An 11,283-nucleotide genomic window follows, 5' to 3' on the forward strand; every position below is an offset into this window, starting at 1 on the left:
GGGCCGGTCGCGGGTGACCGGTCCGCCGCCCTCCGCGCGTTCCGCGGTGGGGTCGCGGAACGCGAACCCCCGGGGCCCGCTTCCGCGGCGCGGTCCCCGGGGTGCGATCGCGTTCGGTCAGCTCGCCGCCTCGGCGGCGAGGGAGGCGGAGCGGAGGTCGAGCAGCGCCATGAGGATCGGCGGGTCGAACGCGCCGATCGGGCGCAGGCGCAGGTCGACCTGGTCGACCGGGGTCCCGGCCCGGACCGTGATCGGGTCGGAGCAGGCGACGTTGGGCCCCTCACCGCGGGGGCGGGCGCAGTCGATCGCGGGACCCCCGTCCGGCGGCGCGGAGCTGGCCATCAGGTACCAGGTGCCGGGTGGCACGTCGGTGAGCAGGTACGGGCCGGGTCGGTGCAGCACCGAGCAGCGGACCGGCGCGCCCTGCGGGAGGGGGTCGGGGAACAGCCCGAGGAAGGTCAGGCCCGACGGGGCCTCCCGGGGCGCGACGATCCGGCCGTGCAGCGTCGAGGTGTGCGTCCCCTGGCCGCGCCAGGCCGTCGGCACCGCGGAGGCGAACCCGCCGAGCTGGCGGTAGACCGTGGGCGAGACGCCGACGCTGCTGCGGAACCGGGAGCTGAACGTGCCGACGCTGGTGTAGCCGACCCGGTGGCTGATGTCGGTGACGGTCAGGGAGGTGCACACCAGCAGCCTCTTGGCCTCCTGCAACCGGATCGCCGACAGGAAGCGCCCCGGCGAGATGCCGGTGACGCGTTGGAACACGCGGGAGAAGTGGAACTTGCTGTACATGGCCGTCCTGGCCATGTCATCGATCGTGAACTGCTCACTCAGGTTTTCGTACATGAATTCGACAACTCGCCCTACCGCCCGTTCTACTGTGTCCTCCACTACGACCCCACATCGCAGATCCGACAAGAGTTGAAAAGAACGACAAGCGCCGGGGCACTGCTACCGGACTTGCCCCCAGAACCGACCGCGCCGACCCGGGCACTACCGAGGAACTCTCGCCACTCCACGCGCAAAAGCTCGCCCGACAGCCTCCGGAGGAACCATCGGCTTCCGATTTTTCGGAAGTTACCAGGCTGTAGACAGCCTTTGCAAGCAGGCAAGACAGACCGTCGAGGGTGCCTGCCATGATCGTTTCGTCAACCTGACCGTAACCTTTGCATTCGTTTACACCGACTTTTTTCGGAGGGTGACAGGGCAAACATTTCCACTACCGGCACCCGGTACAAACTAGACCTTCCGGGTGAACGCGCACTAACACCCTGTCGCCATCACCGCCGAGGTGCCCGAGAACGCACTGGATCACCCGTCCCGAGCATTTTGCGAGCGGCAAATCCGGCAAACGGACGCCGGCGCGTGGTCCGATCGACCGCTTGGCCGCACCGTTTTCTCCACAGCCCGCCCCCGAACACCGCACGCACGAAGAAGGACGGGCGGGCGGACGCCCATACAGTCGGGCGTGCGGGTGCGGGGGCGGTCACCGCGCCGATGCGCGGACCGGGCGACGGGTTCCGGTCGCGGCGCCCGCGCCCGGAGGTCTTCGGAGCATCGGGAAACCGAAACCAGCCCGGTTCGGGGAGGTCCCCCGGGCCGAGCGCAGCAGGAGGTAACCGTGGCCCACAAGCAGATGCACACCCACGCCCCCGTCGCCACCGGATCGCCGCTCGCGTCGCTGAACACGCGGTGGCACCGACCGGCGCTGTACGCCTTCCTCTTCGTCGTCGTCGCGCACTGGGCCGAGCACATCGCCCAGGCGGTGCAGATCTACGGCCTGGGCTGGCCGACGCCCCAGGCCAGGGGCGTGCTCGGCCTGTGGGCGCCGTGGCTGGTCACCTCGGAGGTCATGCACTACGGCTACGCCCTGGTCATGCTGATCGGCCTGTTCGCGCTCCGCAAGGGGTTCGTCGGCCGGTCGAAGAAGTGGTGGACCATAGCGCTCGGCCTCCAGTTCTGGCACCACATCGAGCACCTGCTGCTGATCATCCAGGCGTCCACGGGCGCCAACCTGCTCGGCCGGCCCGTGCCGACGAGCGTGGTCCAGCTGATCGTGCCGCGGGTGGAGCTGCACCTGTTCTACAACTTCGTCGTGTTCATCCCGATGGTGGTGGCCATGGTGCTGCACATGCGGCCGACGCGCGAGGAGCGCGCCGAGATGCGGTGCTCCTGCGCGCTGCCGGTCGGCGCCTCCGCCTGAGCCGGTGCACGACCACGCCCCCGTCGGCCTGCCGCTCGGCTTCACCCTGCTGAGGCTGCTCCTGCTCGGCTCGGTGACCGCGGTGGCGGCCTGGGCGCTGGTGCGCCCGTTCGCGCCCGCCTCGGCGGGGCTGCCGGTCCGGCGCGCGGTCACCGGCGCGGCGGCGTTCGGCGGGATCGCGGTGCTGCTCGCGGCGCGGGCGACGTGGATGCCGGGTGCCGCCGCCGTGGCGCTGATCGCGCTGCTGGTGCTGCCGCCCGTGCTGCGGGGCGAGCACCCGGTGTTGGGCCGGTGCGCCGCGGCGGCCTCCGTGCTCGCGACCGCCGCGGCCGCCGCGTGGTTCTCCGGGCCGCCCTCGTCGTTCGCCCACATCGCGCTGATGGCGGCGTTCACCGGCGTGGCGTGGCTCGCGCTGTGCCCGCCGGCGGCGGACGTGCGGCTGGTCGGGGCCGCGCTGGGCCTGGTGCTGCTGGCCGGCCTGGGCCACGTCACGATCGCGGGCCGCCTCGACGCGCCGGCCGCCGGCGACCCGCTGCTGACCCGCGTGGCCCTGCGGGGCGGACCGGTGGACGTCCTGGTGGTGCCGCACATGCCGGGCTGGAACCTCGTCCACACCGGCGACACCGACGTGCTGGTCGGCAACGCGCCCACCGCCCTGGTGCCCGCGCGCCCGCGACCGGGGGCGAGCGGCCGGTGGGCGCTGGTGTGGCTCCCCCGGGGCCGCGGCGACTTGTGGCTGGAACGGGCGGGCGAGCGGACCACCGCGGTGGTCGACACCGGCTCCGGCACGTGGACCGGCCCGGACGTGCGGGGTCCCGAAGGCCCGGACTACGCCTCGGCCGTGCTGGCGGCCAGGCTCACCGGCGCCCGGGGCGACCTGCCGTGGCCGGAGCTGACCGACGCGGACGCGGCGGCGCTGCGGGCCGAGGTCGCCGACATCGGCGGCCCGTTCGCGATCGACTCCGACACCTCCCGGCGCGCGGCGGCGGCGGAACGGGTCGTGCGGGAGGAGGCGGCCCGCCTGGGCGTCGAGGTCCTGCCCACCGCCCCGGACGTGCTGGTCCTCGGCGGCGAGCCGCGGGGCGACCACCTGGCGCCGTGGCTGGACCCGCCCGACCTGTCCACACCGGACGGTCAGCGGTACGCGCGGGCCCTGGCGGACGCCTTCCCCGGCGAGCGGCCGACCAGGTCGGGCCTCGCGGCGTGGACCGGGACGTTCGCGGACCCGCAGGCGCGAGAGCGCTCCCCCGCGCGGCGGGTTGTTGGATAACATCGTTGGGCTACGATCGGCGCGCACTCCTCCACCTGCGTCGACCGGTCCCCACCCCGCCCGCGGACAGGAGCACCATGGCGCGTTTCCCCGAAGCCCACCGGCGCGTGGTCGTCGTCGGCGCCGGCCTGGGCGGCACCGCCACCGCCGTCCGCCTCCTGCTGTTCGCCCGGGAACCGCTGGAGGTCGTGCTCGTGGAACGCCGCCCGGAGCACCGCAGCGCCGGCGTCGCCTACCACCGCGAGGGCAACCCCTGGCAGCACGTCTTCAACATCCAGGCCGGCCGCATGGCCATGTTCCGCGAGGACGTCGACGACTTCGTCCACTGGGCCAACGCCGAGGCCGACCGCACCGGCTGGCCGCCGGAGTGGCGCGACGCGGTGTTCACCGAGTCCGGGCCGGCGCCCCGCCGCATCTACGCCGACTACCTGGCCGAACGCCTCGCCGAAGCCGCCCGCGAGGCGTCGGCGGGCGTCACCCTGAGCGAGGTCGACGGCGAGGTCGTCGACGTGGACGTCGAGGGCGGCGACGCCCGCGTGACCATCGAGGGCTTACCCGGGCGGACCACCGTCCGAGCCGACCACGTCGTCATCGCCACCGGCCTGGAGGAGCGCGAGCTGCCCTTCGCCACCGGGGTCGCCGACCACCCGGCCTTCATCCGCCACCCCTACTCCGGCCGCGCCGTCGAACGCATCCTCGCCCAACCGCCCGACGCCACCGTGGCCGTCATCGGCACCCTGCTCAGCGCCTACGACGTCGCCGCCCTCCTGCTGCGACGCGGCCACACCGGCCCGATCCGCATGATCTCCCGCTCCGGCCTGACCCTGCGCACCTACCCGGAGGACCACCGGCACCGCGTCCTGCCCCTGTCCCCGCCCCGGCTGGGCGCCAGGACCTACGAGGGCCGCGACAACCTGGTCAGGTTGATCCGGGAGGAGTGGCAACGCGCCGGCGCCGCCATCGCCGACCGGCACCCCGACGTGCCGCCGGCCGTGGTCACCGAGCGGATCACCAAGGCATGGGAACCGCACCTGCCGCCCGTGCTGGCCCGCGTGCCCACCGACGACCTGCGCGCCCTGCTCGACCGCTACAGCAGCCTGCTGGCGACGCTGCGCGTGAGCGCCGTCGCCTACACCACCGACGTCGTCCACGCCGCGATGGCCCCGGGCGGCCAGGTCGAGCTGATCACCGGCCGGGTGGACGCGATCACGCCCACCGCCTCCGGGACCCTGGCGCTCACCGTCGACCCGGTCGGCACCGTCGAGGCCGATCTGGTGATCGCCAACTTCGGCCGCGAACCCGACTACGCCCGCGTCGACTCCTCCTTGTGGCGCAACCTTCTGCGCAAGGGCATCGCCACACCCCACGCGCGCACCGGCCGCGGCATCGAGGTCGACGCCTCCGGCACCCTCCTGGGCCCCGACGGCACCCCGTCCGGCCCGATCTCCGCCGTGGGCGGCCCGCGCGAGGGCGACGAGATCGTCCGCCACGGCCGGCTGGGCGCGTTCGCGTTCAACCTCGCCGCGATCAAGAACCACTCGGTCGGCGTCGCGGCCGCGGTCCTGCGCCGCATCGAGCACTGCTACGACGAGCACGAGGACGCCACCACCCTGGCCGACTCGCCCGACCCCGACGTGCGCGCCGCGTTCACCCGCGCGGTCGCGCTGGAGGTGCGCCGCATGGCCACCCGCCCCCGCCGGGACCGCGAGACCTGGGCGTCCCGGTCGGACACCGGCATCACCGCCCTGCGCCGCCACGTCCCCCTACCTGACCCGGCCCTCCGCCACGCAGTCAACGTCGCCGCCACCACCAGCCTCAACGACCTCTCGGTGACCCCGCGCGACCTGCGCGCCCAACTCGGCCTCGACGAACCGGCCGGCTCCGCTCCGTGACGACCGATCACCAACAGCACTGGAGAAGATGCGGCCACCACCACGCGATTGCCACTCTCTACTCACGAGCCGACCGTGATCAGGTGAGAGGACTCCCGTGGACCTTCGCGAGATACCAGGGGTTTTGCTCGTCAGTCCGAACAAGACGAGCGTGCGTGGCGCGTGCAACCACACCGGCCGCCCGCTGCCGGGCTCCATCCTCGTGACGGAGGCGCTGACCCCCGACCTCTACGACGCGATCGTCACCTCGACCGCGGTCGTCTGCGCCCGAGGCGGGCGGACCGGCCACATGCAGTCCCTGTGCCGCTCCAGGGGCATCCCGGTGCTCCGCGTGCCACCCGAAGCCCTGCACCTGCTCACCGGCGAGGTCACCCTCAGCCTGGACCGCGCGGCCGTGCTCCTCGACGGCGCCATCCCCACCCCCCGCGCACCCCGGGAGACCCCCAACGCCCTGGAGGCGGTCGACTCCATCTGCGTGGTCATCGCCGACGCCACCGACATCCGGTCCACCAACACCCTCACCCAGCTCGAACGAGTGAACCGCTTCTTCATCCGAGAGGAATTCACCTGCCTGGCCGCCGACCTGAGCCCCATCGACGCCCTGCGAGCGGGCATCACCGAAGCCGAGCGCTACGGAGCGCGCATAGCCGCCGAGCTGTGCGCGATGGTAGGCGAACTGCTCCCCCACCAAACCCTCGTGATGCGCCTCCTGGACCTCCGCTCGGACGACGCGGCCCAAATCACCACCGACGTCCCGGTCGACGACGAACCCAACCCCGAACTGGGCCTCCACGGCGCCCGCTGGCTGCTGGAAGAGCGCCTCTACCCGCACGCCTTCCGCGCCCTGAGGGCCCACCTGCGCCAACACCTCGGGGCCGAGGCGAGCCGGGTGACCTTCGCGGTGCCGTTCATCAACGACCTGACCGAGTTCCTGCGCCTGCGCCGCCACCTGGGCCTGACGGACGACACCCCACTCGGCGTCTTCGTAGAGACTCCTGCGGCCGTGCACGCGGCCACCGACTTCTGCCAAGCGGGCGCCAGCGAACTGTTCATAGGAACCAAAGACCTGATCCAGTTCTACCTGGCCGCCGACCGGGGCAACCACCTGGTGGCCTCGATCTACCAAACCCGCCACCCCGCGGTCCTCGCAGCCCTCACCCAAGCCGTAGAAGCAGGCCACCGCACCAACGTCCCGGTCCACGTCTTCGCCCTGGGGGCAGACGCCGACCACTACGTCCGCCACCTCCCGACCCGCAGGCTCATGATGTGCACCGCCGAACTCCACCAGGCGGTCCGCCACCTACCCACCCCGGTCCCCGCGCGCTGAGAACCACGGCACGAACGCCCAAGTCCCGTCCGCCCCGGCCCACGACCCGTACCCACCACATCGTCGACACTCCAGTCCAGCGAACGTCCCGCGCCGGAACTTCGCCGAAGCGAGCACCACGTGCGCCTGGCGCACCCCAAGTACCGCGTCACCGGAGACGAGGCCGGCATCGCGGCGTGCCTGCACATCAGCGCGCGCATCATGGTGGGGACCGGCAACACGCTGATGGCGATCGACTCGCACGAGCGCACGCTGCGGGTCGTCCGCCGCACCAGGGAGACGGGTCTCGAAGTCACCTTCCTGGTCCGGGTGGGCGAGGCGTACCAGCTGGCCGCCGAGTGCGGGAAGGCCGCCGACTACTACCGGGAAGCGCTCTCACTGGCCTGCGACTTGGAAGACACCACAGCGGAAGGGCACATGTTTACGCTGCTCGATCCCCTGAGCTTCGACAGAGAACAGGCCGCCCCTAACGCGGTTGTTACATAGAGACAACTGCCTATCACTTACAGTGAAAAGTGAGCCAGATTCACAACGATCGTGACAGTCACTCCAGCCGTCCGCGCTCCCGCAGATCGACAGCGACGAGGGACCCGTGCATCCCACCATCCGCAGCCAGCGCACTTGATCACCACGCTCGCCACCACCGAACCACCGATGGCAGCCAGCTACCGGACGTCGGTTTCCACCCCCTCGGGACACTTCGCCCGAGGCGATGCAGCTCACAGCAGCGCGCCCCTCGCAGCGAGCGAGCCCTGACGCCGCCCGCCACCTAGAACACACCTCTTGACCTGCCCAAACGCAGAACAACAACCCCGATTTTGGCAACGGGGAACGATCATGTAATCTATGCACACACCACGGCGAGAGCCGAGGGGTCCGGGTGGCGGAATGGCAGACGCGCTAGCTTGAGGTGCTAGTCCCCGAAAGGGGGTGGGGGTTCAAGTCCCCCCTCGGACACGCGCACTATTCACACGGCCCACGGGTTTGATGATCACATCAGCCTCGTGGGCCGTGTGCGTGTAGCGAACTTGCAGGTCAACCGCCCTGTAAAGGTTCGCAACGCTCTCTATGTCAGCATCGGCCAGTGCCGCTCCGACGTTACCCAGTGAGTCGATCATCGCGTGCACCTCGGCGGCGCTCAGGGCGTCCGGTGCCGGTGTTCCCTCCAGTTCCGCCCGCGCGGCAGCTCGAACCGCTTGCGCTTCGTTCATCGGCTCGACCAGTGCCAGCGGGTCGATTCCGGCTTTGATCGCCTCTTGGAATCGGCTCAACTGAGCCTCCGCTTTGGCGAGCCGCGCTTTCGCCGCCTCCCTACCGGTCGCCGCGCCGTTCGTTTCCTGCGACTCCACCAAAGCCGCAACGGTCCGGTCCCGGTTCTCCGGTGCGAACAATCGCCCGAGCCACCCGTTCACCGCCTCTTGGAGAACGTCCTCCCGGAGGTAGACCGTGGGCGGATGAGTGGCCAGCGCAGGTGATCCGGGCGCGAGCGTCCGAGCCGGACACCTGTAGTACACGCCGCGCGCCCGTGGACTGGCCTCCATCTTCCGACCGCAGGCGGTGCACCGAACGATGCCCCGGAACAGGTACGGCCGTTTCGTGGGCCGCTCGGCGCGCTCGGTCTTGCGCGCCGTCTTCAGCCCGCCAGCGGACTTCGACTTGCGCAGCAGGTGCGCCTGCGTGAACTCCTCGACGCTCACGATCGCCGGGTGTGCGGGCTTGCGGGATCGCACGATTCGATCGGCGCTCGCCCGCCGGAAGCGGATCACGTAGCCGGCCGCCACGTCGTCGGGGTCGAGCAGCGTCTCCTGCCGCGCCCACCGGCCGAAGAACGCAAATCCCGTGTACCTCGGGTTATCCAAGATCGCCCGGACCGTGCTCCCCTGCCAACCGTCAGCCAGCCGATGGCGGTTCTGGTCAGGCCGTCGGGCAGACGGGCACGGAATTCCGTCCCGGTTGAGCCCCGTTGCGATCGCCCGGTCACCTCGACCGCTCAGGTACTCGGCGAAGATTCGCCGCACCACCTCGGCGGACGGCTCATCAATTGCCAGCACCCGCAACCGGTATCCCTCGCCCGCCTTCCGCGGATTCGGGTGCGGACCACCGTCCACGACCACGTAGCCGTACGGCGCACGTCCGCCCTGGTGCCGCCCTTCGTTCACGACCTGAGCGTCCATAGCCGCTCGGACTCGTGCCTGCACGTGCTGACGTTCGGACTCGCTCATACCGCCCAGCACGCTCATCAACATCTTGTGTGAGGGGTTCCGAGCGTCGAACTTCCCGCCAAGCTCCGGCACCCACAGATCAACGCCGTATGCAGCGAACTTCGGCGCGACGAGCGAGAACTGATTGCCGAACCAACACCGCGTGCCCTCACCCACCACCACGGCGTTCCACCCGCGATACGGGTTCTTCAACGCCGCCAGCAGCCGAGCCGCCTCCTCCCGTCGCTCCCACGGCACCGACCGCGACTGCCCCACATCGAAGAACTCCTCAGCGACGAGACCGCCGAGCGGTTCCACGAACTTCCGCGCGTTGCCGAACTGCCACCCACGCGACGTCTCGGGATCTTGGTTGTCCTCGGTCGAGCACCGCCCGTAGACCGCTACCGGCCCGATACCGTCCTCGATCGCTTCGACCACCTCGACGCCCAGCAGCTCGTCCAGCGTCGCCCACGGGTCTCGGCTGATTTCAACAGTCATCGTCACCCCCTCCCAGAGGTCCGTTCAAGACCTCCACCTCGGTCAGTTCGACCAGTATGGCAAGCAGTATGCGGCTGGCAGCACGGGTCAGCACAGGTAGTTCATTCGGCAGGCGGACGGTGACACGACCGTCATCGGTCATGCCTGATCACCGCCCTGCGAGCCGATTTCATCAGCCGCAACCCGCTCGACAGCCGCCCGGATGTCCGCCGTCAGGTAGCCACGAACACGCCGTGAGGTCTCCCCGTCCGGCACGTACTGCCGCAGCGGCTTGCACCCCAGCTCGCTCATCTCGCGAGCGAACGTGACCGCCTCGACCTCCAGCGCCTCGACCAACTCCGACGTAGGCACGAACTCCCGCTGGTCCAACTCGTCCCCGAGGTAGTCCACGACCGACGTCAACGGCTCCGGAAGATCCACGACCCAGCCGTCAGCCGTCCCGCTCACGATCGCCTTGACGACCGACGTCGAGTCGATCGAACGCGGCGCATCGTCGCCCACAGCGTGACCGGCCAGTGTGCCCGCGGCTTCCCTCAGCGCTCGACCACGCGCACAGATCACCCGCCACTCGGCGTTGGGCATGTAGTACGTCCGCACGGTCATGGCGATCATGTCTGCGCCAGCGTCCGTCTCGCCGTCCGGCCGCAGGATGCCGACACCCTTGTGACTCGGCAGCAATGTCGAAGCGTCATACCCGCGCGTGTTCATCTGCTCGCCGAGCACGATGTTCGAGTCGCGCCAGTCCATCACCCGCAATGCGAACCGCGAGCCGAGCACCGCCCGCAGCCGAGACGGAATGGTGTTCGAGTCCGGCCGCTGGGTGGCCAGGATGACCACCACACCGGCCGCCGGCCCCTTCCGCACGAGGTAGGTCAACAGGTCAGCGATGTACGCGCCGAGCATGGTCTTCTTGCCTCCCACCTGCTCACGTGCCGGGTTCTCCAGGAACACCTGAACCTCATCGATCACCACCCCAGTGATCGGCATCCCGAGGTTCACGTCCCGTGAGATGGCTGGCGTGATCTTCGACTCGGGGCACACCTCATCGTCCAAAGTGGCCATCCGCGCATACCGGCTCTGGACCTCTGCCACCAACTCCACGAGGTGGTCCCGTACGGCATACGCGTGCTCAAGCTCGTCCCCGCACACGTACCGGTAGGCGATCTGCTCGGCCGCCTCCCAGTCCTTGCCGCCCTTGCCGTCGAACACGTACAGCTGCGCGTACGGGTCCAGCACCAGCCCTGCCGCAGCCAAGCGCGTAGCAAACGTCTTGCCCTGCCGAGGAATCGCACCCACGAGCAACGACGTCCACACCAACGGCAGGTCGATTCGACGGTTCCGCGCATCCCTCCCGAACGGCACCGGCCGCCACGCGTCCCACCGCTCCACATCCAGCAACGGCGTCCGCAACGGCGGACCCGCGTACGGGTCTTCGTCAGCGACCCACAGAGCCACCCGCCCCGCATGCCCACCACGACCACGCACCCGCTCCACGATGAGCTGTACCTCGTCCACCGCCAGCGCCGACGCGAGCGCGTCCCGATGCTTGATGACGTCGGCAGCCTTCCGCGTGGCCGGAAGATCGACCATGACCGCCCAGCCTTCCCCTACTCGTGCCGCGCGCTCGACCAACCGCAAGGTCTCGTCCTTGCCGATCAGCTTCGCGTCCCGAAACGCGTCGACCAGGAGCTGCGAGTCCATCGTCCAAGCCAGCGTGCGCGGTCCGCCCAACACCGCCTTGCGCCCCGGCGAGCCGTCCTTCCGCCGACCCACGATCGCCAGCACCACCGACGCCAACCCAGCCGCGGCCCACAAGGCAACCGAGCCGAAGAGCACGTACAGCACGAGCAACGCCGCCCCGACAGCCCCGACCACAGCACCGGTCACCTTCCACC

Annotated in this window: 8 protein-coding genes and 1 tRNA gene; 6 read left to right on the top strand and 3 right to left on the bottom strand. The window is 70.3% G+C overall.

Features of this window, described 5'->3' with window-relative positions; genetic code table 11:
* Positions 1-117: 117 nt before the first annotated feature.
* Positions 118-843, bottom strand: a complete 726-nt coding sequence (locus tag ACFV4N_RS32245; RefSeq protein WP_499676418.1) for a helix-turn-helix domain-containing protein — start codon at positions 841-843, stop codon at positions 118-120.
* Positions 844-1,633: 790 nt separating this feature from the next.
* Here ACFV4N_RS32245 and ACFV4N_RS32250 point away from each other — a divergent pair.
* From ACFV4N_RS32250 to ACFV4N_RS32275, 6 genes are all read left to right on the top strand, one after another.
* Positions 1,634-2,200 carry a hypothetical protein gene (locus tag ACFV4N_RS32250; RefSeq protein ID WP_499676425.1) on the top strand — a complete coding sequence of 189 codons (567 nt, stop codon included), beginning with the start codon at positions 1,634-1,636 and terminating at the stop codon, positions 2,198-2,200.
* Positions 2,201-2,204: 4 nt separating this feature from the next.
* The gene (locus tag ACFV4N_RS32255) at positions 2,205-3,470 is read left to right on the top strand and encodes a DUF6239 family natural product biosynthesis protein (RefSeq protein ID WP_499676419.1); all 1,266 of its coding nucleotides are present in this window, start codon (positions 2,205-2,207) and stop codon (positions 3,468-3,470) included.
* A 77-nt stretch (positions 3,471-3,547) separates the two neighbouring features.
* On the top strand, positions 3,548-5,362 hold the full coding sequence (locus ACFV4N_RS32260; protein WP_499676420.1) for an FAD/NAD(P)-binding protein: 1,815 nt from the start codon (positions 3,548-3,550) through the stop codon (positions 5,360-5,362).
* Between the two features lie 124 nt (positions 5,363-5,486).
* Complete coding sequence (locus ACFV4N_RS32265) at positions 5,487-6,689, top strand: putative PEP-binding protein (RefSeq protein WP_499676421.1); 1,203 nt, start codon at positions 5,487-5,489, stop codon at positions 6,687-6,689.
* Positions 6,690-6,809: 120 nt separating this feature from the next.
* Positions 6,810-7,175, top strand: coding sequence for a hypothetical protein (locus tag ACFV4N_RS32270; protein WP_499676422.1), 366 nt, complete (start codon positions 6,810-6,812; stop codon positions 7,173-7,175).
* 388 nt (positions 7,176-7,563) lie between these two features.
* Positions 7,564-7,646, top strand: a tRNA-Leu gene (locus tag ACFV4N_RS32275).
* Here the strand turns inward: ACFV4N_RS32275 and ACFV4N_RS32280 are convergent.
* Positions 7,628-9,388 (bottom strand): recombinase family protein, encoded by a 1,761-nt coding sequence (locus ACFV4N_RS32280; RefSeq protein WP_499676423.1) that lies wholly within the window; start codon positions 9,386-9,388, stop codon positions 7,628-7,630. The two genes, ACFV4N_RS32275 and ACFV4N_RS32280, sit on opposite strands and share 19 nt — an antisense overlap.
* Before the next feature lie 138 nt (positions 9,389-9,526).
* The coding region (locus tag ACFV4N_RS32285) for a cell division protein FtsK (RefSeq protein ID WP_499676424.1) at positions 9,527-11,283 on the bottom strand (1,757 nt) is incomplete at its 5' end.

The organism is Actinosynnema sp. NPDC059797 (assembly GCF_042732085.1).
Taxonomy (GTDB): domain Bacteria; phylum Actinomycetota; class Actinomycetes; order Mycobacteriales; family Pseudonocardiaceae; genus Actinosynnema.

Coding starts and splice junctions, on each gene's coding strand:
- ACFV4N_RS32260 (WP_499676420.1), top strand. CDS start 3,548: ATGGCGCGTTTCCCCGAAGCCCACCGGCGCGTGGTCGTCGTCGGCGCC.
- ACFV4N_RS32280 (WP_499676423.1), bottom strand. CDS start 9,388: ATGACTGTTGAAATCAGCCGAGACCCGTGGGCGACGCTGGACGAGCTG.
- ACFV4N_RS32245 (WP_499676418.1), bottom strand. CDS start 843: ATGTACGAAAACCTGAGTGAGCAGTTCACGATCGATGACATGGCCAGG.
- ACFV4N_RS32250 (WP_499676425.1), top strand. CDS start 1,634: ATGCACACCCACGCCCCCGTCGCCACCGGATCGCCGCTCGCGTCGCTG.